The organism is Aliidiomarina maris (genome assembly GCF_003987335.1).
Classification (GTDB): Bacteria; Pseudomonadota; Gammaproteobacteria; order Enterobacterales; family Alteromonadaceae; genus Aliidiomarina; species Aliidiomarina maris.
Genome location: NZ_PIPK01000001.1, coordinates 490633 through 516664 on the forward strand (window position 1 = coordinate 490633; position 26032 = coordinate 516664).

The 26032-nt window shown below is 50.9% G+C and carries 22 protein-coding genes and 1 other RNA gene; 7 read left to right on the plus strand and 16 right to left on the minus strand.

What is annotated here, in order from left to right:
- Window positions 1-305: 305 nt before the first annotated feature.
- From CWE07_RS02385 to CWE07_RS02410, 6 genes are all read right to left on the minus strand, one after another.
- Window positions 306-1391: a tryptophan 2,3-dioxygenase family protein gene (locus tag CWE07_RS02385; RefSeq protein ID WP_111568321.1), complete on the minus strand. Its 1086-nt coding sequence runs from the start codon at window positions 1389-1391 to the stop codon at window positions 306-308.
- Between the two features lie 133 nt (window positions 1392-1524).
- The gene (locus tag CWE07_RS02390; protein WP_111568322.1) at window positions 1525-2442 is read right to left on the minus strand and encodes a hypothetical protein; all 918 of its coding nucleotides are present in this window, start codon (window positions 2440-2442) and stop codon (window positions 1525-1527) included.
- A 216-nt stretch (window positions 2443-2658) separates the two neighbouring features.
- Window positions 2659-2755: signal recognition particle sRNA small type (ffs, locus tag CWE07_RS02395), an RNA gene on the minus strand.
- A 95-nt stretch (window positions 2756-2850) separates the two neighbouring features.
- Window positions 2851-3600 carry an enoyl-CoA hydratase gene (locus CWE07_RS02400; RefSeq protein WP_111568323.1) on the minus strand — a complete coding sequence of 250 codons (750 nt, stop codon included), beginning with the start codon at window positions 3598-3600 and terminating at the stop codon, window positions 2851-2853.
- 113 nt (window positions 3601-3713) lie between these two features.
- Window positions 3714-4976, minus strand: coding sequence for a hypothetical protein (locus CWE07_RS02405; RefSeq protein WP_111568324.1), 1263 nt, complete (start codon window positions 4974-4976; stop codon window positions 3714-3716).
- Between the two features lie 55 nt (window positions 4977-5031).
- Entirely contained in the window at window positions 5032-6126 is a 1095-nt protein-coding gene (locus tag CWE07_RS02410; protein WP_111568325.1) for a ketoacyl-ACP synthase III, read from the minus strand.
- Window positions 6127-6312: 186 nt separating this feature from the next.
- Between CWE07_RS02410 and CWE07_RS02415 the strand changes: the two genes are divergently transcribed.
- The 4 genes from CWE07_RS02415 to CWE07_RS02430 are packed head-to-tail and all read left to right on the plus strand — an operon-like array spanning window position 6313 to window position 10079.
- Complete coding sequence (locus CWE07_RS02415) at window positions 6313-6870, plus strand: YajG family lipoprotein (RefSeq protein ID WP_111568326.1); 558 nt, start codon at window positions 6313-6315, stop codon at window positions 6868-6870.
- A gap of 40 nt (window positions 6871-6910) precedes the next feature.
- Window positions 6911-7453, plus strand: a complete 543-nt coding sequence (locus CWE07_RS02420) for a peptidylprolyl isomerase (RefSeq protein WP_241974012.1) — start codon at window positions 6911-6913, stop codon at window positions 7451-7453.
- A gap of 51 nt (window positions 7454-7504) precedes the next feature.
- Window positions 7505-9136 (plus strand): AmpG family muropeptide MFS transporter, encoded by a 1632-nt coding sequence (locus CWE07_RS02425; RefSeq protein ID WP_111568328.1) that lies wholly within the window; start codon window positions 7505-7507, stop codon window positions 9134-9136.
- Complete coding sequence (locus CWE07_RS02430; protein ID WP_157983203.1) at window positions 9126-10079, plus strand: ketopantoate reductase family protein; 954 nt, start codon at window positions 9126-9128, stop codon at window positions 10077-10079. Before CWE07_RS02425 ends, CWE07_RS02430 begins: the two co-directional genes overlap by 11 nt.
- Window positions 10080-10105: 26 nt before the next feature.
- Here the strand turns inward: CWE07_RS02430 and ribBA are convergent, their stop codons facing one another.
- The 6 genes from ribBA to CWE07_RS02460 all read right to left on the minus strand — a co-directional run bounded on the left by ribBA (window position 10106) and on the right by CWE07_RS02460 (window position 18827).
- Window positions 10106-11224 (minus strand): bifunctional 3,4-dihydroxy-2-butanone-4-phosphate synthase/GTP cyclohydrolase II, encoded by a 1119-nt coding sequence (gene ribBA / locus CWE07_RS02435; protein WP_111568375.1) that lies wholly within the window; start codon window positions 11222-11224, stop codon window positions 10106-10108.
- A gap of 67 nt (window positions 11225-11291) precedes the next feature.
- Complete coding sequence (ribD, locus tag CWE07_RS02440; protein WP_111568329.1) at window positions 11292-12530, minus strand: bifunctional diaminohydroxyphosphoribosylaminopyrimidine deaminase/5-amino-6-(5-phosphoribosylamino)uracil reductase RibD; 1239 nt, start codon at window positions 12528-12530, stop codon at window positions 11292-11294.
- Window positions 12531-12562: 32 nt separating this feature from the next.
- On the minus strand, window positions 12563-13012 hold the full coding sequence (gene nrdR, locus CWE07_RS02445) for a transcriptional regulator NrdR (protein WP_111568330.1): 450 nt from the start codon (window positions 13010-13012) through the stop codon (window positions 12563-12565).
- A gap of 8 nt (window positions 13013-13020) precedes the next feature.
- Entirely contained in the window at window positions 13021-14277 is a 1257-nt protein-coding gene (glyA, locus tag CWE07_RS02450) for a serine hydroxymethyltransferase (RefSeq protein WP_111568331.1), read from the minus strand.
- A 177-nt stretch (window positions 14278-14454) separates the two neighbouring features.
- A complete protein-coding gene (ettA, locus tag CWE07_RS02455; RefSeq protein WP_111568332.1) occupies window positions 14455-16119 on the minus strand; it encodes an energy-dependent translational throttle protein EttA in 1665 nt (554 codons plus the stop codon).
- Window positions 16120-16274: 155 nt separating this feature from the next.
- Complete coding sequence (locus tag CWE07_RS02460) at window positions 16275-18827, minus strand: PilZ domain-containing protein (RefSeq protein ID WP_111568333.1); 2553 nt, start codon at window positions 18825-18827, stop codon at window positions 16275-16277.
- Between the two features lie 233 nt (window positions 18828-19060).
- Here CWE07_RS02460 and radA point away from each other — a divergent pair, with 233 nt between their 5' ends.
- Window positions 19061-20428 (plus strand): DNA repair protein RadA, encoded by a 1368-nt coding sequence (gene radA, locus CWE07_RS02465; RefSeq protein WP_111568334.1) that lies wholly within the window; start codon window positions 19061-19063, stop codon window positions 20426-20428.
- A gap of 3 nt (window positions 20429-20431) precedes the next feature.
- Here the strand turns inward: radA and CWE07_RS02470 are convergent, their stop codons facing one another.
- Window positions 20432-21196: a TatD family hydrolase gene (locus CWE07_RS02470; protein WP_241973996.1), complete on the minus strand. Its 765-nt coding sequence runs from the start codon at window positions 21194-21196 to the stop codon at window positions 20432-20434.
- A 1-nt stretch (window position 21197) separates the two neighbouring features.
- Complete coding sequence (locus CWE07_RS02475) at window positions 21198-21806, minus strand: AhpA/YtjB family protein (RefSeq protein ID WP_206750621.1); 609 nt, start codon at window positions 21804-21806, stop codon at window positions 21198-21200.
- A gap of 199 nt (window positions 21807-22005) precedes the next feature.
- Here CWE07_RS02475 and serB point away from each other — a divergent pair, with 199 nt between their 5' ends.
- Window positions 22006-22707, plus strand: coding sequence for a phosphoserine phosphatase SerB (gene serB / locus CWE07_RS02480; RefSeq protein ID WP_241973998.1), 702 nt, complete (start codon window positions 22006-22008; stop codon window positions 22705-22707).
- Window positions 22708-22724: 17 nt separating this feature from the next.
- On the opposite strand, the gene prfC is transcribed toward serB, so the two are convergent.
- Window positions 22725-24314 (minus strand): peptide chain release factor 3, encoded by a 1590-nt coding sequence (prfC, locus tag CWE07_RS02485; protein ID WP_111568337.1) that lies wholly within the window; start codon window positions 24312-24314, stop codon window positions 22725-22727.
- 256 nt (window positions 24315-24570) lie between these two features.
- Window positions 24571-25218, minus strand: a complete 648-nt coding sequence (locus CWE07_RS02490) for a LexA family protein (protein ID WP_111568338.1) — start codon at window positions 25216-25218, stop codon at window positions 24571-24573.
- A gap of 361 nt (window positions 25219-25579) precedes the next feature.
- On the opposite strand from CWE07_RS02490, the gene CWE07_RS02500 reads away from it, so the two are divergent.
- Window positions 25580-26026 (plus strand): MarR family winged helix-turn-helix transcriptional regulator, encoded by a 447-nt coding sequence (locus CWE07_RS02500; protein WP_111568339.1) that lies wholly within the window; start codon window positions 25580-25582, stop codon window positions 26024-26026.
- Window positions 26027-26032: the final 6 nt, after the last annotated feature.

Consider the following 26032-nt stretch of genomic DNA (forward strand, 5'->3'; position numbering starts at 1 on the left):
ACATATTTTCTACATGAGTTTATGAATTTATTGTGTGCTAATTGTAGATTTATTTTTGAATTTATTTATAAACAATGACTTACACAAAGAAAACACAATTAAAATACCAGTGCATCCGGCGTTAACGAATGGTCAATATGTAGGCACTCGCTCACCTTACATGTTAAACCTCAACATCTCCGCGTGTTTGCCAGTGAGTAAGCGCTTTATTACACCGCGTATTGCCCGTCGCGTGGGCGCGCAGCTAGACGCGCCCAGCGGCAAAAATTTCGGGTTAAAAGGATGAAACTTTACCAAGCATTGCTTTATTGTTGACGGCGCAATGCCTGTCTGACTCGTTCTGGCAAGTCCGGAAGGGCTGATTTTGGTAATAAATAACTCGACATATTCAGCAAATCCGTAAAGATACGATTACGTTCAGTGGTCTTGCGTAAGTACTCATGTCCTGACGAACCGCCGGTGCCAATTTTCGAGCCCAGCATACGCTGTACCATCATGGCGTGTCGATAACGCCAAATGGTCATGTTATCGTCCATATCCGCAAGGCAGCTAAGCACCTGGCAAGGTAGATTGAAAACTGGTTCTTCACGGTACAACTGAATAAATAGCGCGCCTTGAAGTGCGCGTTGGGAAAGCCGGACCCTACCCTCGGCTTGCATCTGCGCATACAGCTCTGGTTCAAACAAAGCGGCAAAATTCTCTCGTGTAGCTTGCAGGTCTTTAAGCTCCTGAGCTTTCTCTTCATCGCTCAATAGGTCGTTGGCGCGAATAATGGCTTCATCATGGCTCAGACTATCTTCAATGGCCGCTTTGAAATGCTCAGCGAACGCGAAATCCTGCATATCCAGAAATGGCATCCGCGCCAGCCAATCATCCACCCGCTCAAATAAACTTGCCTGCCCCTCTAACTCGCCCAGGTATGCGCGATCGCGGTCGTTAATGCGAGTATAAAAAGACTGCTGATCAAAGGCGATTCGCGTGTCACGACGTAAACCTAAGCTAATTTCCAGCTCTTTAAACTGAATACTTTGAAAGCCTGATGCGGGTACGAGGTAATCGCGAAACTCAAAGAAATCTTGTGGCGTCATTGTTTCCAGTACGCCAATTTGCTGGTTCATTAATTGCTGAATTTTGCTAATCCGATTCAACCGATGCACCACTGTCATTAAAGCTTCATCTGGCACATGATCGGCACGAAAAATCGTCAAAACCGAGCGCAGTTCGTGCAGCACTTGCTTAAACCAAAGTTCGTAGGCTTGGTGCACAATAATAAACAGCATTTCATCATGGGCAGCGCTGGCATACTTTTCGCTTTGCAGCGCCTGCGCGTCAAGCAACTTATCCAGTTGCAGATAGTCGCCGTAATACACAGCTTCAGGGTTCTTTTTCACTTATTATACCTTATACACAAATAGTTTAACTGCTTGGTCACGTTAACACTGCCCACCATACTAAAAAAGGCCGCATAGCATGGTATTTGCTAAATGCGGCCTAGAATCGCAAGTCTGGAAGAATTAATGAAGATTAGTTACCGAAATTCTCAAGCTCTGCAACAAACTGATTGAATTCAGCGCCTTTAAATTTCACTCGATACTCGCTTCTCCACTGGTTGACGATCTCTGAAGCTCGACTATGCGCTCCCTCGTACCCCCAGAGGTTCGCCATAATACGTTCCTGTCGATTCCCAATACTGTCAGTGACTATATTTTCACATCGTCCGTTTAAATTTGTCGTTGAAAACTCAGGTTCATGTGATGGAGGCTCAGAATGAATAATTGTTCCAGAACAAGAGGGCGACATGTACTGAATAGTTACGTTTTGCATTACGTATGAGTCTGCCGCCGCGCCCATAGTGGTTAAATTTGACGCCCACTCGTTCGCAAACTGAGCAACGTTTGCTCTTGTATATCCACTTTGCTTAAGCGCACGCTCGGTCATTACACTCAACATAAGTGAGTAAGCCATTGCTCGGCTGCCAGTCAGAGTAAAGTAGTAATCATACCCCTGTGCGCTATAAGTCGAGTTATTGACCAGAGAGAATCCGTGAGTAATCAGATTGCTGATATAACCAGCATCGTAGTCGTCGTTTGCCGCTATCTGATGGGCTACGTGAACCATATCTGAATAGGCATTGAATTCAGCCTGCATGGTAATTAAACGATGCTGCTCAAAGCCACTATTGACTATAGCTCTAATCTCATCCAATGAGTCTTGATGAAGAAGAGCAACTTGAGGCCCATTACTACCACCAAAAATCTGTTCTCTAAGAAAGCTGGATGCTTGCGAAATTAGAAACGACTTCGCTTGAGCGGCGATAAAAGTAACAACTTGAGGCGGCACAGCCTGAACCTCCACATCTGCCTCAATGTCAGTAGCGTAAGCTTGGCTACACACGAATGCCGGCAACGCTAGCACTAACAACTTTTTACCAAAATTGTTCATTTGAATATCCTTTATGTCATAGTTTATTTATCCTTACTGCTATATTTTTGTAACACACGTTCATCATATGGGCAAATTTTATTCAAAGTGAACGACAGCTATTAATGTAAATTAAAAGCAAAGAGACGCACTAATTCGCTAAAAATTAGCCTAGAGGGGGAAATCAAAAGGTAAATTAATTGAATGTGAAGAAAAAACAAGAGAGATAGGTGGTGACCCCACAAGCCGCACCCCGGCACACGCGTCCCCAACTGCGGCTGCTCCCTTCCGGGCCTGACCGGGTTCGCTGGTTAACGTTGCGAGGGGACCCATGGGGCCACCGCTGCGCATTATCTATGATGCACAGCGGTAATGCAAGGACACCGCCCGAGACGGCGTTTAACTGCACAGTTTTTCAGCAATGACCCATTAAGCGCTCTTTTTCTTCGCTTTCACGGCAATCACTTGCTGCGCTTCATCGCTGGCCAAAGCTTGCATGAAAATCTCAAGTTCGCGCTCGATTCGCACAGCCGTACTTTCGGTTGGGGTTTTGAGTAGTTGCTTACTACGGCGTAAAGCCTGTGGTGGCTTACTCGCCAGTTTCCCGGCGACCTCTTCCGTTGCACTTTGCAGCGCATTTAATGGCACGACTCGGTTAATTAAGCCCATCGCCAGTGCTTGGCTGGCATCAAAGCTCTCACCCAATAGCAACAGCTCAGCGGCCTTTGGATAACCGGCAATCTGAGGTAACAGCAAGCTCGAGCCCGCTTCCGGCACTAAGGCTAAATCAACGAATGGCAGCGCAAATACCGCGTCTTCGGCGGCATAGATAATGTCGCAGTGCATCAATAATGTGGTGCCAATGCCAATCGCCGCGCCTTGAACGGAAGCCACTAAGGGCACGGTTAATTCGGGTAAACGCTTGAGTAGTTTAAATACGGGGGCTTGCGGGGTTAACTCACCATGGCGCAGAAAATCACCTAAGTCGTTGCCCGCACAAAACGCGTCGCCAGCGCCACTGAATACCACAGCCTGTACGCTCGGGTCCGCTTCCGCGGTGTTTACGCCATCTAACAATGCTTGATACATATCTTGCGTCAGGGCGTTCTTTTTATTCGCGCGGTTAAGACGCAGATGTAAAATTGCGCCCTCGCGCTGAGTGATAACAAATTCGCTCACAGTGACTTCGCTCCCAGTTGCTCTGCATATAGTTCTAACAACCTACCATAAAACTGGTTGTACCTGTCTACCATAGCAGTAATTTGGATTCTCGCGTTAGCGGAAAACAAGCTTTACTGTGATTCAGCGCTGTTGGCACTGATAGTCAGCAACGCATCGATACGGTTTACACAGCGTTGCAAGCTGGCCATCGCGTCGCATGCAGCCCCCGCAAGCTCTGGGTTGCCTGCCGCGTTGGGCAAACTAAAGCATAAGCGCTGATCAAGCTGACCATAGCTGCGGATACGAAAATACTGGTATGCCCGCTGGCTTAATTGCTCGGCTAAAGTGGCGTCAACCTCGACCCCCGGCGTCGGGCGTTGAGTTAATGCTGCGAGTGCTTCGCGCAGCAATCGACTATGGGGCGCATCGTCGGCCTGAGGTGCTGGCCCTTCATCAACTAGGTAGCGCGCTAGCTGGTCTTCTAATTGCTGCACTTCAGACTGGCAAATGTCCGTGGTGGTGCCTAAGCGGCGCAGTAATGCCAGGCTATTTACCTGTTGCTTCGTTGCCGTATTAAAGAACTCGCTGCTATCCAGCGCCTGCAATGATTGTAGTGGCATGCCAGCAATCAGCGCACTGAAAATCACCTGTTGGGCATATTGGCGTTGCGCTGCAGCGTCAACTTCGGCCAATGCACGACGTACACGCTGCGGATGTTGCGCTAAGTCTTCGGCAGGCATCCAACCAAGGGTTAAGGTTTGCGGAAAATAGGCTTCCACCCAATATTCGTCGCTGTCAGCCAGCATCACCACATCAATCAAGTACACGCGCTGATCAAATTCTAGCGCCTCTAATACAGGCGCATCAAAATCGCTCTCAGCTTGCAGTGCGGTGCGTTCGGTTTGCACATATAAGGGCTGGGCCTGGCTAACATGTGGCCATGTAACTTCACGACCCATACTTTGCTGCCACTGGGCGCGCTGAATTTCTGTGCGTAACAGCTGCGCGTCATCTGCCAGTGCACCATTGGGTGAATACAGCGCTATGAGTTGACTGAAATTGCGCTCGGACGGCTCGTGCTGATACCAGGCCACGGCATACTCGTATTCCCCTGCAGCCGCCAGCTCATCGGCTAAGCGGCTCGGCGTAAGCCCCGCTACCGCAGCAAATACCCCTAATCCGCCTTCTATCGCGCAGCCTGTCGCGAGCCAACGGTCAAGTAATACGGGGTCGATATCACGTGCACGCACTCGCGCCTCAGGGCTTAGGGCTTGTAGCTCCGCAAACAAAGAAGACGTCGCACAAGCGACGTCTTCAGATGATTGGCTCGGGTTGCTGCTACAACCCGCGATAACCCAAGTAAGTGCGGCAATGCCTGCTAAACGCCAGTTCATGCCTATTGCTCCTTGCTTATTTGCCGCATTTATTTGCCGCGTTAATTCGCCGCGCCTATTCGCCTCGTTTGGCCCAAGCCGCCTTGGCGCCTTCATGCAATGGCAAAATTAAGTCTAACGCGCTTTGCCCATCGCTTGGCAATTGCAATTGGTTGTCTTGCAATGGCTTCACTCGCTTGCCCCACTTAATAATGCCGGCACCACAAGTTAACCCGCCACCAAATACCGCTGACACAATGGTATCACCTGGCTTGACCAGGCCATTCTCAATCGCTTCAGCAAAGGCAATTGGCAAGGTGGCTGACGAGGTATTGCCATACTTATGAATATTCAGCATGGTTTTACCTTCTGGCACCTTACACATTTTTGCCAGGAAATCGATTAACCGCTTATTCGCTTGGTGAGGGATCAGCGCGTCCACATCGTCCATAGTCAGACCGGTTTGCTGGAATACGTCTTCAACTGCAGCGCTCATGCCTTTGACGGCACGCTTAAAGATTTCCTGACCTTCAAAGTTAAATGGCATCACGCCGTCAAAGTTGTAGCGATCAAAGCTCAAACCAAAATCAAGGGCCAACACGTCGCGGGCGTCTGAATCGCAGCTGATTTTCGAGGCCAACAAGCCACATTCTTCATCCGTCGCTTCCAGCACCATGGCGCCAGCGCCATCACCAAATAACACAGCACTTTCGCGCTTGGTCCAGTCCAGAATTCGGGTCAAACGCTCGGCACCGATAATCAGCACTTTTTTGTGCATCCCAGTGCGAATACCCGCCGTGGCATTGTGCATGGCATAAAAGAAGCTACTACAGGCCGCGTTTAAGTCGTAGGCTGCGGCACCACTTGCGCCAATATTACGCTGCACCGCAGACGCCACATTGGGGATAATCTCGTCCGCTGTACAGGTACCCACAATAATCAGGTCCAGCTCTTTGGGGTCAAGGTCGGCGCAGGCCAATGCATTGCGTGCCGCCACTGTGGCAAGTTCCGAGGTGCCTACATGGCTTACTCGACGCTCAGAAATACCGGTGCGCGGTTTAATCCATTCGTCGGAAGTATCCAAAAACGTCGCTAAATCGTCATTGGTGAGCACTGCCGGAGGCAGACATTTGCCCCATCCTGTAATTTCTGCATACTTCTCAAATTTCATCAGTCTAACCTTGTACGTATCTTTTCCACCTTTTTGCGCTGCAATCAGCACTGTGCAGGTGACTCTATTGGAACAATCGTATACCTTTACGGGTCTGAAACCCACATTTTTCTATTTGCCGTAGCGCGCGGCGAACTTACAACAACGCAGATAAAACGTGAAATCAGCAAGCATTGAGGCACTACGATGATAAAAAAACAAATGGTTGCCGCCCTATTAAGTTTGGCATTTTTAGGTGCGTGTCAAAGCACGCCGACCCCAGTATCACTGAACCCGCAAGTTAGCACCCAGCCAAGTGGCGATGCCGTGCGGTTACAAGTGCGTGATCAGCGTGCACACAATTACGTCATGCGCTTAAAAACCAACGACCAGACTGCAGAGTTTGCCACGGCAGACCCAACCTTGGCTAGTCTGATCAGTGAACGGGTTGGCCAGCGCTGGTCAGTGCGCGATGATGCCCCAGTCGAGCTGGAAATTATTATTCGTGATGCCTTGTTTGTGGTACAGCAAGGTTCACTGCGCCACGACACCCAGCACAACATCCGCCTGTACACCAAAGTGACATCGGCTGAGCGTGAAACCGAGAAAACCTTCACCGGCAGCCGGGAATCAAATGGGCCGCTGCGTGCCGATCAACGTCGCATCGAGCGCGAGTTTGCTGACTTGCTTGGCTCCGTGTTAAACGATGTGCTCAACGACGAAACCCTGACCAACCGGATTCGCGAGGCTCAACATGCGCAATAAACTCTACCCGTTATTCGCGGCATTGCTATTGTCAGTGCTGATGCCAGTAAAAGCCCAGGACATTCAACAAAACAACCTGTTTCCACGGGTCAAATTTGTCACTGAGCATGGCGAGATGGTGGTCGAACTTGACCGTATGCGTGCGCCGCTTACGGTGGATAACTTTCTTCGTTATGTGGTCGCGGGCGACTATAACAACACCCTGTTCCACCGCGTTGTCGAAGACTTTGTGGTGCAAGGCGGCGGTTATAAAGCCGACGATTCACCCTTGCGCACACGCGACCCTGTGGTGAATGAAAGTGGCAATGGTTTAACCAATCAGTTCGCAACCATTGCGATGGCGCGCGAGCGCAACCCACACTCTGCCAGCAGCCAGTTCTATTTCAACGTCAAAGACAACGACAGCTTAAACCCGAGTTCACGCCGGTGGGGTTACGCCGTGTTTGGCCGCGTGGTGGAAAACGATGCCTTGCTGCATGAGTTAGCCAGCGTTGAAACCCATACCGACCCGGACACCCAAGCCGATGACGTGCCAGTGCAACCGTTACGCTTGATTCGTGTGCAATTGCTACCACGCGAATAAGCTTAACGTGCCGCACTTAAGTCGCTAATAACAACAATAATAAGGAAGGCTATGAGTTCCGCGCAGCCACAAAACTGGCGTGATTTAGTCAAGTTTTACACCCAGCGCCGCTTGCTGATTATCTTCTTGTTCGGCATTGCCAGTGGCTACCCTTGGCTAATGATAGGTTCGTCCATGTCAGCCTGGCTGAATGAAATTGGCGTGAGTCGCACCAGCATCGGTTTTTTCGGTGCCGTATTTGCCGCCTACTCAGTCAATTTCTTATGGTCTCCCTTAGTGGACCGTGTGCGCCTGCCGGGTCTTACCCGCTGGCTCGGCCAACGCCGCGGCTGGATCTTACTTTGCCAACTGGGCATTGCTGCGGGCTGCTTTTACTTAAGTACCCTCGAATTTACCGACAGTTTAAAATACGCCGGTCTTGTCGCGCTCTTTATTGCTGTGTGCAGCGCCACCCAGGACATCGGTATCGACGCCTATCGGATTGACTCAATTGGTGAAGACGAAGCGCGGATGCAGTCCGCCGCAGCGGCCATGACCACTGCGGGCTGGTGGACAGGCTACGGTGCCCTTGGTGCGATTCCGTTTATTTTATCCGACATGCAAGGCTGGAACTGGCCGCTGATTTACCAAGCTATGGCCGTGTTTATGTTGGTATTAACCGCAGGGGTTTGGTTGTCACGTGAACCGCAAACCAATCGCCGTGCGCTGCAGCAAGCCTCTGAACGCAAATATCAAAGTTTAGCCGCCAACAACCCCAAGCAAACTTTAAGCATGACCTTGTTAAGCGCTGGCTTCATTACGTCAGCGATATTAGCGGTGAATTTCCTGCCCGGCACATGGTATGCGATCACCTTATGGGGGCTGTTCCAGCTCGCTTTGTTGGTGTTTATTGTACGTTTACTGGTGCGTTTACATATTCACCACCAAAACATGCCTGTGGATGAGCAACTACAACCACAGGCGCGGCGCCGTGACAAAATTGTGGCCTGGATTATCGTTACCATGATCGAGCCGGTGTCTGAATTCTTCCAGCGTAATGGCGTGCGCATGGCGCTCACGGTATTGCTATTCATTACCTTATTTAAAGTCGGTGAAGCTTTCTTAGGCCGCATGTCCATCGTGTTCTATCAGGAAATTGGCTTTAGTAACACTGACATTGGCTTGTTCTCGAAGCTGATGAACTGGTGGGTGACTATCTTATTCGCGCTGATAGGCAGTTACGTCAATATGCGCTTGGGTATCATCAAAGGCTTAATTATCGGTGGTAGCGCGATGGCGCTGAGTAACTTAGCGTTTTCGGTGCTGGCATTGGTCGGCCCCGACCGCACCTTATTTATCATCGCGGTGGTCACTGATGGCTTTACCTCAGCTTGGTCGACCGTCGCTTTCGTAGCCTTTATTAGCCTGCTTGCCAACCGGGCATTTACCGCCACCCAATATGCGTTAATGGCGTCATTAGGTACCCTGGGGCGCACCTTATTAGGCACCTACAGCGGCGCTATGGTCGATTGGTTGGACGGCAACTGGGCGGTATTCTTTATCTTAACCACGGTGATGGTGATCCCAAGCTTGTTATTGCTATGGTCGATTCGCCATCAAATCTATGCGTTGGAAGCTGAGAATAATGCGCGTCAGGCAGCCGCCGACCACCGCCGGGCCACGGAACAAACCAATGACCGCTAACCAGACACCATGGTTAGTGGTCGGACACGGCGCGCTGGCAAGCTTGTGGGCCCATGGTTTAGCACGCAGCGAACAACCATTGCATGTGGTGGTGCGTGACACGTCCGCGACTAAGGCCTTCAAACACGCGCAGGTGTTTACCCTAGAATCGGCATTAGGTGAAAGTGAGCAACGCCAGTTCGCGCGTGTCACATGGTCGCAAGCAAGTACGGTGTTAACCCCCGATACCTGCGTGCTGCTGATGCTGAAAGCCTGGCAACTTGAACCTGCGTTAGCGCAGCTCAGCCTTGCCTGTCAGCAAGCGGGATGTATGCCGCAAGCCTTGATTGTCAGCCACAATGGGCTTGGCGCAGCGGATGCGCGCTTGGCGCAATTTAATACTCAAGTGTTTGATTTGGTCACTACCCAAGGGGCGTGGCGACGCAATCCTTTTGATACGGTGCATGCAGGTGTGGGTGGCAGCGCCATCGGGCCACGCAAAGCGGACGCTGGGGGATTGCCACCAGTGTGGTTCGAAGCCTTAGCCGCCGCCATGCCACCGCTTAGTTGGCGGAACGATATGTTGCTGCAACGCTGGCAAAAATTAGCGATTAACTGCGCGATTAACCCGCTCGCAAGCCTGGCGGGCACCAGTAATGGCGAGCTCGCTAAGCCGCAGTATCAGGCCACCATCGAGGCGGTGTGTGATGAGGTCGCCGCGGTGGCTGAACAGGTGTTGGGCAAGGGGGTGTTGCCAGCCGAGCTATTGCTTGGCAAAGTCCAGGACGTGATTGCTCACACCGCGAACAATACGTGCTCGATGCTGCAAGACATTCAACAAGGTAGACCCACCGAGATTGATTACCTGAATGGATATATCGTGCGCATGGCCAGGCAGCACCGCATTGCAGTGCCCACCAACGCGCAGTTAACCCAACACATTAAAACCCGCACCGAACGTTGAATGCAACGCCCAGTGCGAGCATGTCGTTACGATTTGTCTTCGATGAAATCGATGACTTCCAGGCCGAAACCTGAGAGCGCTGAATAGCGCTTTGGCGAGCTCAACAGGTGCATTTTGTGCACGCCTAAATCGGCCAGAATTTGCGATCCAACCCCAACATTACGCGATTGCTGACTCAGCATTGCACTCGGCTTAGGTTCACCTTTATCTTCACGCTCAAAGTGGCGCACCTGCTCAATCAAGTCCATCGGGGTCTGCTGACGCCCTAGCAGCACCAATACGCCGCCTTCTTCGGCAATTTTGCGCATCGCACGGTACAACGGCCAACTGCGGCGTGTCGCACGCTCAGTCGCCAGCAAGTCGTTAAAAGTGTCTTGCAAATGCACACGCACCAAGGTCGGTTCGTCTTCACGAATCACACCACTTTGCAACGCAAAATGCACCTGACCATCGACGGTGTCCTGATAGGTCACCAAATCAAAATTGCCATAGGCGGTTGGCAACTTACACTGCGCCACACGCTCAATCGTGCGCTCTTTCAATGAACGGTATTCAATTAAATCAGCGATGGTGCCAATTTTAATCCCATGCTCGACAGCAAATTCCTCAAGATCAGGGCGTCTTGCCATGCTGCCGTCTTCTTTCAGAATCTCGACAATCACCGCCGCAGGTTCAAACCCTGCCAAGCGCGCTAAATCACAACCCGCTTCGGTGTGCCCTGCACGGCTCAACACGCCACCGTCTTTCGCTTTCAACGGAAAAATATGCCCCGGCATGACTAAATCACTTGGCTGCGCATCTTTCGCCACTGCCGCTTGCACGGTACGCGCGCGGTCAGCCGCAGAAATCCCCGTCGTGACCCCTTCAGCCGCTTCAATCGACACGGTAAAATTGGTCGCATAAGGCGAATTATTCTGGTTCACCATTAACGGCAAACGTAACTGCTGGCAGCGCGCTTCGCTCAAAGTCAGGCAAATCAGTCCGCGGCCGTAGCGCGCCATAAAGTTAATTGCTTCGGCATCGACACATTCCGCCGCCATAATCAGATCGCCTTCGTTCTCGCGATCCTCATCGTCCATCAAAATCACCATCTTGCCCGCTTGAATATCGGCAATGATTTCTTCAGTTGTGTTCAATGTGCTCATAGCTTGCATGTACCTTTTCGGTTAGCATAATTTGGCTAGCGACTAGCCCAGTCGTGATAAAAGGCGGTTAACGAGTAATCCGCACGGTCAATTTTAAATCAGTGCCCACGCGCTCAACTTCACTAAATTCAAATTGCGGCACTTGGTCCATCGCGCTTAACATGGGCATATCTATCAAACCAGTCGCATCAGGCCCCATCAAGCGCGGCGCGGTATACACGATTAGTTCGTCAATTAAATCGTGGCTCAGCAACGCCCCTGCCAGCGAAGCACCGGCTTCAACCCACAAATCATTCACGTCTCGCTGCCCAAGCAATTCAATTAACTGGGGCAAGTCAATCCGGCTGTCGTCTGCGCCGGTTTCGACCCAGAGGTATTCACCGTGCGCCGGCAGCTCACTATTCAACCCGTCCTCGCAATGGTGCGGGCTTGCCAGCCAAATCGGCGCATCCACCTGCCATAACTGCAATAGATCATGAATTTCACAGCGGTTGTCCACCACCACACGTGCAGGCTGCCTTACTTCGCTCAACGCCGTTTGCGCGAGCGTCGATGGCAATGACAATGGTTCAGTCGCCGCCACTTCCTGATATAGGGCTTCATTCGCCAGTGCGCGGCGCAAATGCGCTTGGCTTTGATATTCATCCAGCGCTAAACGCACATTTAGCAGTGGGTCATCAGCCATCACAGTGCCAGCCCCGGTCAGTAACGCAGAGCATTGTGCACGCCCAAATTGCACGTCATGACGCGCCTCAGTGCTGGTAATCCATTTACTTTGCCCATTGGACAGTGCCGTGCGCCCGTCAAGGCTTTGTGCCAGCTTCACTCGCACATACGGTCTGCCAGTCGTAGCCCGGCAAATAAACCCTTTATTCAGTGCCGCAGCCTGAGCTGCAAACAGCCCCACCGCTACCTCAATGCCTGCCGCACGCAGCTTTTCAATGCCACGCCCCGCGACTTTGTGATACGGGTCTTGCATCGCGACGACCACACGCGCAATACCTGCTTCAATCAAGGCATCGGCACAAGGCGGCGTACGCCCGAAATGGCTACAGGGTTCTAATGTGACATACGCGGTGGCGCCAGCGGCTTGCTCACCCGCCTCGCGCAACGCATGGACTTCGGCATGTTCAGTCCCCGCTTTGGCATGATAACCACGGCCTACAACCGCGCCGTTCGCGCTCGCAATCACGCAGCCTACATTGGGGTTAGGAGAGGTAGTAAACAGACCCATGGCGGCAAGGCGCAAAGCCTCTGCCATGCAGGATTTATCAAACTGAGTAAAGTCGCGCCCGACCTCGGTCATACACTGCCTTAATGGTTGGCCTTAGCGGCATGTTAGTCATGCAAACGTGCGATTTCTTCACCAAACTCACGGATATCTTCAAATGAGCGATACACCGAAGCGAAGCGAATATACGCCACTTTATCTAAGGTTTTGAGTTGTTCCATCACCAAGTTGCCAATGGTGTTGCTGCTGATTTCGCGCTCACCTGTGGCTCGCAACTCAGATTTGACTCGGTTGATCAGCTGCTCCATCGACTCAAGGCTGACTGGACGTTTCTCCAGCGAGCGTAATAAGCCGTTACGCAGCTTCTCTTCATTAAAAGGTTCACGAGCGCCATCGCTTTTAATCACGCGCGGCATAATCAACTCGGCGCTTTCAAAAGTGGTAAAGCGCTCGTGGCACGCATTGCACTCGCGTCGCCGACGCACAGACATCCCTTCGCTGACTAACCGCGAATCAATCACTTTGGTGTCTTGTGTACTGCAAAACGGGCAATGCATGGCTTACCTTAGGCGTAAACTGGGAAACGTGCGCACAAAGCTTTCACTTCATCGCGAACGCGCGCTTCAACCGACTCATCGCCGATATTGTCTAATACGTCACAAATCCAGGTCGCCACTTGCTTCGCTTCAGCAACTTTGAAACCACGACGGGTAATTGCTGGTGTACCTAAACGTAAACCTGAGGTCACGAAGGGTGAACGTGGGTCATTTGGCACTGAGTTCTTGTTCACGGTGATGTAAGCGCGACCTAACGCGGCATCAGCATCTTTACCAGAAAATTCACGATCAATCAGATCAACCAAGAACAAATGGTTTTGGGTGCCGCCCGATACAATCTTATAGCCACGAGCTTGCAGCACTTCGACCATAGCGTTGGCGTTATCTAACACCTGCTGTTGGTATGCTTTAAATTCAGGCTGCAATGCTTCTTTAAACGCGACCGCTTTGGCTGCGATCACATGCATTAGTGGGCCACCTTGGTTACCAGGGAACACTGAGCTATTTAGCTTCTTGTGTAGCTCTGGGTCGTCTTTACCTGACAAAATCAAACCACTACGCGGGCCTGCCAACGTTTTGTGTGTGGTGGTGGTCACGACATCAGCAATTGGCACTGGGTTCGGGTACAAACCAGCGGCCACTAAACCTGCCACGTGCGCCATATCAACCAGTAGGTAAGCACCCACTTCGTCGGCGATATCACGAAAACGCTGCCAGTCGATAATGCCAGAGAACGCAGAGAAGCCAGCAATAATCAGCTTCGGTTTGTGTTCACGCGCCAGCTCAGCCACTTCGTCGTAATGAATGTCGCCGGTGTCCGGGTGCAAACCGTACTGCACCGCATGGTAGGTTTTACCTGAAAAGTTGACATGCGAACCGTGGGTCAAGTGACCGCCATGGGCCAAGCTCATACCTAATACCGTATCGCCCGCGTTTAATAGCGCCATAAAAGCAGCCGCGTTGGCTTGCGAACCCGCGTGCGGTTGTACGTTGGCATATTTGGCCGAAAATAATTCTTTAGCGCGCTCAATCGCCAGGTTCTCAGCGATATCAACGAACTCACAGCCGCCGTAATAGCGCTTGCCTGGGTAACCTTCTGCGTACTTGTTGGTCAGTTGCGAACCTTGCGCTTCTAACACCCGCGGGCTGGTGTAGTTTTCTGACGCGATGAGCTCAATATGCTCTTCTTGACGTTGTTCTTCCGCCTGCATGGCGTCCCAAAGTTCGCTATCGAACTCAGCAATTGTCATATCACGGCTGTACATGCTTACTCCTGGCTGAATCGTGTGAACACGCAGCGTGCGCGCTCAGCGGCTAAAGTCTGGCTGCATTATAACGGTTTTAGCCATCGCATGCTATGCGCCACATGCCAACTTAAATAACTTGCCGCCAAGTACAAAAAAGGCAGCTAAGTAAGCTGCCCTTTTGCTAACCCCGTTCGCTTACGCGATAGGCTTATACTTGATGCGGTGAGGCTCCATCGCCGCCGCACCAAGCTTTTCTTTCATATAAGCTTCGTAGTCGGTGTAGTTACCTTCGTAGAAGTTAATTTGACCTTCATCGCGGTAATCCAAAATATGGGTCGCAATACGGTCAAGGAACCAACGGTCGTGCGAGATAACCATCGCGGCGCCCGGGAATTCCAGCAACGCGTTTTCAAGGGCACGCAAGGTTTCAACGTCCAAGTCGTTGGTTGGCTCATCGAGTAACAACAAGTTGCCGCCAGCTTTTAACAGCTTGGCTAAATGCACCCGATTGCGCTCACCGCCCGACAATTCGCCGATGCGTTTTTGCTGGTCGTTGCCTTTAAAGTTAAACCGGCCACAGTAGGCACGGCTTGGTACTTCATAACCGCCAATCGACAGAATGTCTAAACCGTCAGAAATTTCTTCAAACACGGTTTTCTTGTCGTCCATGCTGTCACGGAACTGATCAACACTTGCCAGCTTGACCGTTTCACCCAGCTCTACGCTGCCTGAATCAGGCTGTTCAGCGCCAGACAACATTTTAAATAAAGTCGATTTACCCGCACCGTTCGGGCCGATAATGCCGACAATCGCGCCTTTTGGCATGCTGAATGTCAAATCATCAATCAGTACACGGTCGCCAAACGACTTACGCAAGTTGTTGACTTCCAATACCTTGTCGCCCAAACGCGGACCCGGCGGAATATACAATTCGTTGGTTTCGTTACGGCGCTGGTACTCACCGCTTTGCAACTCTTCAAATCGCGACATCCGCGCTTTTGACTTAGTACCGCGGCCTTTCGGGTTCTGGCGTACCCATTCGAGCTCACGTTTAATCGATTTTTGACGCGCGCTTTCGGTTTTCTCTTCCTGCTCCAGGCGCTTCTCTTTTTGATCAAGCCAGCTTGAGTAGTTACCTTCCCAAGGAATACCGTAGCCACGGTCAAGCTCAAGAATCCAGCCCGCGACGTTATCTAAGAAGTAACGGTCGTGGGTAATCGCCACTACGGTGCCTTCATAATCATGTAAGAAGCGCTCTAACCACGCCACCGACTCAGCGTCTAAGTGGTTGGTTGGCTCATCCAGCAACAGCATGTCTGGCTTATCAAGTAACAAGCGACAGATTGCCACACGGCGACGCTCACCCCCGGAAAGGTGCTGCACCTTGGCATCCCAAGGCGGCAGACGCAGGGCATCAGCGGCTTTTTCTAATGCGTGATCTAAGTTGTGCCCATCTTTAGCTTGTAAAATTGCCTCAAGCTCACCTTGCTCTTTTGACAAGGCATCAAAGTCAGCGTCTTCTTCGGCATACGCGGCATAAATTGCATCTAAGCGCGTTAACGCGTCTTTCACGTCCGCAACGGCTTCTTCTACCACTTCGCGTACGGTTTTGTTTTCGTCCAGTTGCGGCTCTTGCGGCAAATAGCCAATTTTAGTGCCGCTTAACGCACGCGCTTCCCCTTCAAACTCGGTGTCGACACCGGCCATGATGCGCAATAACGTCGATTTACCTGAGCCGTTCAAGCCCAACACACCGATTTTCGCACCAGGGAAAAAGCTTAATGAAATGTCTTTCAAAATCGTGCGCTTAGGCGGCACGACTTTGCTGACACGCAGCATGCTATAAATATATTGCGCCATACTCGGGCTATTCCTTTTCAGTCTGACTAATCACTTGGGCTGGGGGTCGCTACAGTGCCATGACAAAAAACACCAGCGAAACGCGCCTCTACTTAGGCGCGCAATTCTATCAGGTTGCGCCTATCGCTCACAACCTCAGGCCGTGTGGTTCGCTGCTATCGCATTGCGAGCAAATCATCCAGGCGCTGGGCTTGCTTCTGTTGCTCATTTTGGCTCAGTTTGAGCCGCGTCATCAGCTCTTTGGTACAATCCACCACGTCCACCAAGCCCACCACGCTCCATAAATCTTTCTCCAGTTGCTGCGCTTTGTGCGACGCATACATGCTGACGTACTTAAATTCTTTGGCAATGAACGCAATATCAGGTTTACCCGTGCGGCTAACCTCCATGCGCAAAAACATCAGACAACCGTGTTTCAGCGCCTGCACAATAAATTTTTGTTCTTGCTCAGTGTCTTTAAAGTCTTGCTGATAACGCACCACAACCTTACTGCCACGCAAGCCTTTCCCGGCATCACTCGCACCAATATAGACATACACTTCCAGCGCCTGCGGATACGAGCTCTCGGTTAAACCGTCCCAAGCTTTGCGCAGCACACGGCTGACATCTTTCTCACCGAGTAAAAACCGCAAGCTGGCATGCTCTGGTTGATAAGAAAGCCCAACACTAAGCTCTTTTAAATGGTGGTTAAGCGGCGAAAAACCGACCATCCCAAGTTGGAAGTCTTGGTCTTTCGGTCGCTGCAAATATATCGACAAACTGGTCATTGAGTGACTGTACAAATTGCGCAAACACAGCGCTAAACCATGCAGGGTGCCTTCCTGACGGTTACGCAGGATCTCGTCCTGATTATCGCTGATCATCTTTTCAAAAAACGCTTTACCGCGATGGCTGGCATCATTGACGTCGGCGCGCAGATGCAAAGTGGTTTGGTCTTCACTAATATGCATCACTTCATAACGCAAGCGCGTGACATCCTGCGTACCGGCTCGTTTCGCCAGCTCAAGTAAGTCCAGTTGAATATGCTCCCCCGCTTTGGTAGGCACTGCTTCCTCAGACTCAACCTGCATACCCATGGTGGAAATATCCCGCGTGGTCGCCATAACATTGGTTTCACCAACGCGCAAACGCACCCGCGTACGGTACCCAAAGCGAGCCTCGGCACGAAAGTTGGTAAAGCTATACGCCACATGTTCTAAGGTCACCGGTGGCTTGCGTGACAAGCGATACGGCTTAATCAGTTCAAGCTCTTCTTTCTTGCAGGTGTAACTTTTATAGGAGCTACGTAGCGGGGTTACATCACGCAGCACACCTAAGTGCGACAAGGTACTGATTTTTTGCATCACTTCCGGGGAAGGCGGTCGGCTTAAGTATTTGTCCTGCTCTAAAATCGAGTCCGGCAGCGCAATCGGCTGCCACGCACGGCTTTTGTCCAACTGGCTGAAATCAAAACTATACACACGGAAATTATTGGTGCGTGCGGCATAAGCTAAAAATACCCGCTTGAGCTCAGGATCTTGCTCAAATTCGTCGCTGGTAGCGGCATAAAAATGTACCTGGCCTTGCATCAACACATGAAAGCTATAGATCAGCACCCGTGCAATACCGCCTGGGTGTTGCTTTAAGTGCTTAAGCAACTGGGCGATACGCCGCCCCAAAAATACATTGGGTAAAATATTAAGGTTCGATTCGTTTAGCCAGTCGTCCAAAATACCTTTGTTGTTGGCGGTTTCCAGCGCCAACGCCGCGAACATTTTGACGCCGTCACGTTTAAAAAATAGCGGCAGCGCTGCCGAGCGTGGAAAGTAAAACTGCTCATAGCTTTTGCTTAACACCGTGCGATAGGTGTTCTCGACATTCACTTTATAGCGTCGTTTGTAGCCATTAATAAAACGCAGTAAGAATTCATCAAATTCGTCGGAGTCAAACATGCTGTCGCGCGCCAGCCCCAAAAATAACGCATCGGGCGTACGCTCGACTTTGACCACCTTGTAAGGGGCGACAAAGCTAGGGTCGAAAGTAAATTCTTTGGCTAATCCAACAAAGCGCACACCCACCTGCTCGCCCTCGTTGACGACGTCATCGGGTGACAGCTTCACTTTCATGCCGCTAATTGAAATGTTACTGGTATTCGCTTCAATTGATTTACCACGTGCGGTATTTAACACCACCGGCACCACGAAGTTCATCCGCTCTTCACGTCGGCTGATATACTCACCGAAAGTAAAATAGGGCTTTTCAAGGTGCTTATACTGGGTGCCCTCGGTCTCCCCCAGCTTCTTCATTTGCGACGGTAGCGGCTGCTTGCCTACCTCAAAAGTACGCCGCGCAGCCTGTAATGAACGCTCGCGCTCGCGCTGGGCAATAATCCGGAAATTGTTGTCGGCGTTGTGCACCTGTTCATAAGTGTCTTCGGTATAGGTGCCACGATACTGCTGCAGCCCATTTTCAAAAATTTGTATCGCCACATCGTCCATGTAATGGGTGATACCTTTATGTTGGTAAGGGCGGCAGCTGCCCTCTACGCGCTTGCGCAGGTCAATAACTTTACGGCACGGACGCGCCAAATGGCGCAGCTCGCCTTTTAATTTAAAGCGTTCAGGGCCAGACAACCCTTCGGTAAGGGCCGCAAAAATGTCATCAAACTCGGGTTCATTGACCACGGGTTTTAACTGCTCAACCAACTCTTGTCGGGCGATATCGTTCATATGAATACGCGTTCCTGCGTGCCTGATTTGCAAAGTTATTATGTTATATCGGCAGCCATTATGAAAACTCTTGGGGCGCTTGTCGATAGCAACCCACCCCAGCGACACCGGCTTTCAACGTTTTGCGCCATTTACCCACCTTTTAATCCGTAAAAAGCTGCCTGTTTATCGTCGCGCCTTGTTATCATAGCCCGAATTACACCAATAACTGTCTGGGCAAAGGGTACGACACCATGGCAAAACAGAAAACCGCGTATGTATGCACCGAATGTGGTGCCGATTACCCACGTTGGATGGGGCAATGCAGTGAATGCAAAGCCTGGAATACTGTCACCGAGGTGCGCTTAGGCAGCGCCAGCCCCGCTCGTAGCCATGCCACCCGGGGCGGGTTCGCCGGCTTAACGGATGCCAAAGTACAAACCTTAAGTGAAGTCGATCTACAACAAGTGCCGCGCTTTAGTAGTGGCTTTGCGGAATTTGACCGCGTGCTCGGTGGTGGCGTGGTGCCAGGCTCAGCTATCTTGATCGGCGGCTCACCCGGTGCGGGTAAAAGTACCCTGCTGTTGCAAACCATGTGTCAGCTAGCGGAACGCATGAACGCCTTGTATGTCACTGGTGAGGAATCGTTACAGCAAGTTGCTATGCGCGCCCAGCGTTTGCAATTGCCGACCGCCAAGCTGCGCATGCTGGCGGAAACGTCCGTAGAGACCATTTGCCAGTTGGCGGACCAGGAAAAGCCCGCGATTATGGTGATCGACTCTATTCAGGTGATGCATTTAAGTGACATTCAGTCAGCGCCGGGCAGTGTGTCACAAGTGCGCGAAACCGCCGCCTATTTAACCCGCTATGCCAAGCAAAACAATGTCGCCATTATTATGGTTGGGCACGTCACCAAAGACGGTAGCCTCGCCGGCCCCAAAGTGCTCGAACACTGTATCGACTGTTCAGTGATTCTGGACGGCGACGGTGACTCGCGCTATCGCACCATGCGCGGCACCAAAAACCGCTTTGGCGCAGTCAACGAGCTTGGCGTATTCGCGATGACTGGGAGCGGCTTAAAAGAAGTCAAAAACCCCTCCGCAATATTTTTATCACGTGCCGATGAACATGGCAGTGGCTCCGTGGTGATGGTGATTTGGGAAGGCACGCGCCCACTGCTGGTGGAAATCCAGGCTTTAGTCGACCATTCACAATTGGCCAACCCAAGGCGCGTCGCAGTCGGCACCGAGCAAAACCGTCTCGCCCTATTATTAGCCGTACTACATCGCCACGGCGGTTTAGCCCTTGGCGATCAGGACGTGTTCGTGAATGTGGTCGGTGGCGTACGCGTCGCGGAAACAGGCTCAGATCTCGCGTTGTTGCTCGCAATTGTGTCCAGCTTTAAAAATAAAGAATTGCCGCGCGATTTGATTGTGTTTGGTGAAGTCGGTCTTGCAGGGGAAATTCGCCCGGTCACCAATGGCTCAGAGCGCCTTAACGAAGCCAGTAAACACGGGTTTAAGCGCGCTATTGTACCGGTTGCGAATGCGCCGAAAACCCCGCCTCAAGGCATGCAGGTGATTGCTGTGAAAACCATTGCTGATGCACTTGAGCAGGTGTAACCGCTAACTTAGCCCAAACAGCGCGCAGGTGTTGGCATGCAATGCCGCGCGCAGCACATGGGGCGGCTCTTGGCGTATCTCGCACAGGGCATCAAACACCCGGGTCATATACGCAGGCTCATTGCGCTGACCTTGCTTACCACAGGTTGGCATATCCGGGCTGTCGGTTTCCAACACCAAGGCGTGCAGCGGCGCACTGGCAATGGCGCGGCGCGTTTTTTGCGCCCGCGGGTAAGTAATCACACCGCCGACACCCAAGTAATAACCCGCATCCGCCCAGGCAAGGGCTTGTTGCTCACTACCGCTGAACGCATGTACCACCGCACGCTCAACGCCGTGTTCGCGTGTGCATTTAAGTAGTTCGTCCAAAGTTTTACGGTGGTGTAAAATAACCGGCAATTGAAATTCAACCGCTAATTCAAGCTGGGCATGCAATAACTTACGTTGGCGTGGCATATCGGCACAGGTCGCATCGAGACCAATTTCCCCGACCGCAATGGCACCGCCTTGGTGCAACTGCTGCGCTAACAAGTCGATGTCGCCGTCTTGGTGTTGATCAATAAAGTAAGGGTGCAAACCGAAGGCATTGAACCAGTTGGCATAACGCTTGGCGCAATCGCGCTGCTGCGCCCAACTTGCTGCGGTAATGCCCGGCACCACCACATGGGTGACACCCACTTGGTGCGCGCGCATCAGCATCTCAGCGCGGTCTTCGTCAAAAGCTTGCAGGTTTAAGTGGCAATGGGTGTCAATTAAGCTCACACCCATGTTACAACTCAGGGTCTGCCACTTGGCGTGGACGGCGTTTGAGCACTGCCGTAGCCAGTAAAAAGCCGGCCAACACCGATAAGAAAATTAAGAACCCGGTGCGCTGTAAATACGCACGCTGATAGATATCCGCTTCGCTCATGACGCGCTGGTAGTCGAAGGTTAAGCGAATAAAACCAATCACCTGATCGCCATCATCAATCGGCGACACTTTAGGTACAGCGCTAAAATAGGTAGGCAATGAACTGAGGTAGTCCTGTACCGGCAACGAATGACCCGCGGTCACCAGCAAACGTCCACGCGCATCGTGAATCGCCACTTCAAGAATACTGTCTTGTAGTTGCAGGTGTTGGGCTAAACCATTCAAACCATCCATGTTGTCTTCTAACAACCAAATTCTGGCTTCATGGCTGGCTTGGGACAAAATCACCCGCGCCATGGCTTCCGTTTGCAACGAGCGCACTTCTTCACCGCGCTGCGCCACGGTGTACCAATTGACTCCAATCCAAGACAGGAGGAGCAGCGCAACAAGTAGCTGAATGGCGCGTCGATACAGGTGTTCGCCGTCAATCAGCCAGTGCTTAGTCCATGTTTGTATTGTCATTTTCATGCCAGCCATACTATATGAAAGGCGCTAACTGCGCTAGAATTTTGGCAGTGCAAATTTGTTAATTAATCTTTGCTAAATTTTAGGGTTCGGGCTTTAATATTGAAGCAGTGCCAAAGAATTTATGACCCATAATAACAATAACTCGGCGTACGCTCGCGACAACCCTTGTCATTACGTAGGCCGTCAATAAGGACGAACTGTGAACAATCTACCTCCCGCGGGAGCCCTCGGAGGCTTCACCGCAGCTTCGCGCCAGCCTCCCCTGCTCTCAGAGCGAGGCATGGCTGTTTTTGACATGGACTCCACGTTAATCGATATGGAATGCATCGACACCATCGCTGCATCAGCTGGCTGCGGTGAACAAGTTGCGGCCATTACCGAGCGCGCCATGCGCGGCGACATCGATTTCACCCAAAGCCTGAAAGAGCGCGTTAGCTTGCTCAAAGGCGTACACCTTGAAACCTTAGACATGATCCGCGACGAAATGCCGGTTATGCCAGGCGCTGCGGAATTACTCAGCACCTTACGTGAGCATCGCTGGCGAACGGTGTTAGTATCAGGCGGTTTTACCTGGTTTGCAGACGAACTGGCGCGTCGCTTTCATTTTGACGTGGTGGTGAGTAACTTTTTAGAGTTTGACGACAATGATCGTTTAACTGGCACTTTAGGCGGACGCATCGTCGATGCCAAAACCAAAGCCGATACGTTAACCCAGCTAACTTCGCAGTATGGTTTACCTAAATCGCAAGTCATGGCAGTCGGCGACGGCGCCAACGATATTCCGATGTTACAGGCAGCAGGCTTTGCGGTGGCCTTTATGGCCAAGCCGAAAGTGCGTGAAGTGGCTGATTACTGTCTGGATGAGAAAAACTTAGCGCGACTGCTAGACGTTTTACGCTAGCAGCCGGCTAAAACGCTTTAGTGCTCTCGGGTGTGCTCAAATTGCACATCCGGGTAACGCTCTTGGGTTAAGCTTAAGTTTGCCATGGTCGGCGCAATATAGGTTAGGTTGTCACCACCGTCTAAAGCCAGGTTATGCTCAGTTTTCCGGCGGAACTCATCCAACTTCTTCGCATCATCGCTGTAGACCCAACGAGCGGTCGCCACTTGAATATTCTCGTAAATCGCGTCCACGTTATACTCTGACTTCAAGCGGTGCACCACCACATCAAACTGCAGCACACCCACAGCCCCCACAATCAAGTCATTGCTAATCAGCGGACGGAACACCTGCACCGCACCCTCTTCTGACAGCTGCACCAAGCCTTTTAGCAACTGCTTTTGCTTCAATGGGTCTTTTAAGCGAATACGGCGGAATAGTTCTGGTGCAAAGTTCGGAATGCCCGAGAATTTAAAGTCAGAGCCTGCCGTAAAGGTATCTCCAATTTGAATTGTGCCGTGGTTATGCAAACCAATAATGTCGCCCGGGTAGGCTTCTTCAACGTGGGCACGATCGCCCGCTAAGAACGTCAATGCATCGGCTATACGCACGTCTTTGCCCGTGCGCACATGCTTCATTTTCATGCCTTTTTCATACTTACCCGAAACAATCCGCATAAACGCCACGCGGTCACGGTGTTTCGGGTCCATGTTGGCCTGAATTTTAAATACGAAACCTGAGAATTCAGGCGTTGCCGACTCAACTGCTTCACCGGTGTCGGTAGCACGTGCCAGCGGCCGCGGCGCCCAATCCACCAAGCCATCCAGCATGTGGTCGACACCAAAGTTGCCCAATGCAGTACCGAAAAATACAGGGGTCAGTTCACCGGCTAAAAACATCTCTAAATCGAATTCATTTGATGCCCCGCGTACCAGCTCGATTTGCTCACGCAATTCATCCGCCCAGCTACCAATGCGTTTATCCAGCTCAGGGTTATCAATGCCTGCAATCACGTCAAGCTCTTGAATACGGTGGCCTTGCCCGGTTTTATACAAAATTGTTTCGTCGCGCTGCAGGTGGTAAACACCCTTAAAGTTTTTCCCTGAACCAATCGGCCAGGTAATTGGCGCACACATAATTTTGAGAACGTCTTCAACTTCATCTAACAACTCAAACGGGTCGCGAATATCGCGATCGAGCTTGTTCATAAAGGTTAAAATCGGGGTATCACGTAAGCGCGTAACTTCCATCAACTTAATGGTGCGGTCCTCGACACCTTTGGCACCATCGATAACCATCAAGCACGAATCCACCGCGGTTAGGGTGCGGTAAGTGTCTTCAGAAAAATCTTCGTGGCCTGGGGTATCAAGTAAGTTAACCAGGTCGTTGCGATACGGAAACTGCATCACCGACGTGGTTACCGAGATACCCCGTTCTTTTTCCATTTCCATCCAGTCAGACTTCGCATGCTGACCCGACTTTTTACCTTTTACGGTGCCCGCTTTTTGCAGCTTCTGTCCGTGCAATAAAACTTTTTCGGTAATTGTGGTTTTACCCGCGTCAGGGTGCGAGATAATCGCGAAAGTTCGACGCTTATTGATTTCATTAAGAAAATCTTGATTTGCCATGTATGAGTTCTTTTAGTTTATAGGCGAATTTGTAGACATTATTGGAAGTCCTCTTTTGTCAGTTCTTCGCTTGTCAAATCCGTCGTATTAATCGTAATTGGCCGCTATTTTCGCTGATCTTGACTTTATAAACAATCAATGGTTATCTAATCGGCTACCATTTACTCTCAGCGTGCGCCAATGCTCAGCTGTAGCTGTTTGCAATCGTTGCTTCTTCAGCTCATGAACAACTGTGGCTAAACCACAAATTCCTTCGCTACCAAAAATCGATGATAGCTTGTCGTACAACACCAATTATGGTGCAGTTGCCGTTGATCGGTATTGCAGGGTATTGGGGGTTCAAAGGTTTTAGGTACTTCTGTTCACCGTCAATGACCAACTGCTTAAAAGTTGCTTCTTTCGAATCATCCAAACGCGCAACAACCAATGAACCTGAAGAGTAAGGTAACTCGGGATCAACAACGATCACTGCCCCCTCAGGTATGGATTTTTTCCCGCTTGGATTTTCCATACTGTCGCCTTTTACGCGAAGTGCGAAACAACCCTCATGTGCTTTCCCTGTGACTTCACGCCACTCTTCAGCATCTTCATGGGCAAATCCCTCCGCTATTTCAGTCCAATCACCGGCCTGAACCCAGTTAATGAGAGGAATTCTTCCCTTAATGTCAGGCCCAACTTCGACATTACCGATCCCCAAGCCAATCTCGCCATCACCTGTGGCGAGCCAATGAGCATTCACGCGAAGCGCTTCCGCAATCTGCATGGTGTAACGAGACCTAGCCGATTTACCAGAGCAAATCTGGCTGATCGACTGCTGTTTGATACCAATGCGACGAGCCAACTCAGACTGAGTCACCCCAGTAAGCTGCAAGGCATGGTTTAGTCGTTCGGATAAAGTTTTCATAAGCCCGTATTCTACAAATAAAACTGTAGCCTTTCAACAATTTAAACTGTTGACTATGCAGCATGGGTAGCCAGATTGACTAACCACTGGGAACTGACAAGCAATCGCCTCATGGCATCAAGTAGATAGCGTTCGACTGGGACACCAAGGGCATTGTCGTCAACGGAAATTCGTTGAGCTTTAAGGTCTCGCTTGACTTTCCCGATCTCAGCCTATTCATGCGGATGCTTTCCAGTAAGTAAGCCATAGCAACATCCCTGAAATTTGCTCGTGATAACTCACTACAAAATGGGAACTATTGACAGTTAACTATATAGTTGTGTATACAATTATATAGTTAACAGAAACGATTGAGATAAGAGTGAAGAACTACAGCCATCAACAGTCACTTGGACATTTAACGGGCTTAGCCAGTCGACTTTTTAACCGACTACTGACAATACGCTTTAAACAAGCCGGCATTGATATGACCGCAGAGCAGTGGGGAGTCATTCTGATTTTGAGAAACAGTGAACCGATGACGCAGAGCCAAATCAGTGAGTTGCTCTATCTGGAGAAATCCAGTGTAAGCCGTTCAATCGATGGCTTAGAAAAACGTGGCTGGGTTGAGCGCCAAAGCTCTACGCATGATAGTCGCAGTAAAATTGTCATGCTGACGGAAAAGTCCCTCGGGGTCGTTGCAGAGTGTGAAGAGATTGCCGCGAGTGTTTTGCAGGATGCGCAGCAGGACATTGATGATCAGGAACTACAAACAAGTAAACAGCACTTATCGAAAGTGATTACTAGTTTAAGACAACTGAATCGATAAAAGCCT

Bases quoted from the DNA above. Each gene is read 5' to 3' on its own strand.
- CWE07_RS02390 (WP_111568322.1), bottom strand. From the start codon at position 2,442: ATGAACAATTTTGGTAAAAAGTTGTTAGTGCTAGCGTTGCCGGCATTC.
- CWE07_RS02405 (WP_111568324.1), bottom strand. From the start codon at position 4,976: ATGAACTGGCGTTTAGCAGGCATTGCCGCACTTACTTGGGTTATCGCG.
- CWE07_RS02410 (WP_111568325.1), bottom strand. From the start codon at position 6,126: ATGAAATTTGAGAAGTATGCAGAAATTACAGGATGGGGCAAATGTCTG.
- CWE07_RS02415 (WP_111568326.1), top strand. From the start codon at position 6,313: ATGATAAAAAAACAAATGGTTGCCGCCCTATTAAGTTTGGCATTTTTA.
- CWE07_RS02420 (WP_241974012.1), top strand. From the start codon at position 6,911: ATGCCAGTAAAAGCCCAGGACATTCAACAAAACAACCTGTTTCCACGG.
- CWE07_RS02425 (WP_111568328.1), top strand. From the start codon at position 7,505: ATGAGTTCCGCGCAGCCACAAAACTGGCGTGATTTAGTCAAGTTTTAC.
- CWE07_RS02430 (WP_157983203.1), top strand. From the start codon at position 9,126: ATGACCGCTAACCAGACACCATGGTTAGTGGTCGGACACGGCGCGCTG.
- ribBA (WP_111568375.1), bottom strand. From the start codon at position 11,224: ATGAGCACATTGAACACAACTGAAGAAATCATTGCCGATATTCAAGCG.
- ribD (WP_111568329.1), bottom strand. From the start codon at position 12,530: ATGACCGAGGTCGGGCGCGACTTTACTCAGTTTGATAAATCCTGCATG.
- nrdR (WP_111568330.1), bottom strand. From the start codon at position 13,012: ATGCATTGCCCGTTTTGCAGTACACAAGACACCAAAGTGATTGATTCG.
- glyA (WP_111568331.1), bottom strand. From the start codon at position 14,277: ATGTACAGCCGTGATATGACAATTGCTGAGTTCGATAGCGAACTTTGG.
- ettA (WP_111568332.1), bottom strand. From the start codon at position 16,119: ATGGCGCAATATATTTATAGCATGCTGCGTGTCAGCAAAGTCGTGCCG.
- CWE07_RS02460 (WP_111568333.1), bottom strand. From the start codon at position 18,827: ATGAACGATATCGCCCGACAAGAGTTGGTTGAGCAGTTAAAACCCGTG.
- radA (WP_111568334.1), top strand. From the start codon at position 19,061: ATGGCAAAACAGAAAACCGCGTATGTATGCACCGAATGTGGTGCCGAT.
- CWE07_RS02470 (WP_241973996.1), bottom strand. From the start codon at position 21,196: ATGGGTGTGAGCTTAATTGACACCCATTGCCACTTAAACCTGCAAGCT.
- CWE07_RS02475 (WP_206750621.1), bottom strand. From the start codon at position 21,806: ATGAAAATGACAATACAAACATGGACTAAGCACTGGCTGATTGACGGC.
- prfC (WP_111568337.1), bottom strand. From the start codon at position 24,314: ATGGCAAATCAAGATTTTCTTAATGAAATCAATAAGCGTCGAACTTTC.
- CWE07_RS02490 (WP_111568338.1), bottom strand. From the start codon at position 25,218: ATGAAAACTTTATCCGAACGACTAAACCATGCCTTGCAGCTTACTGGG.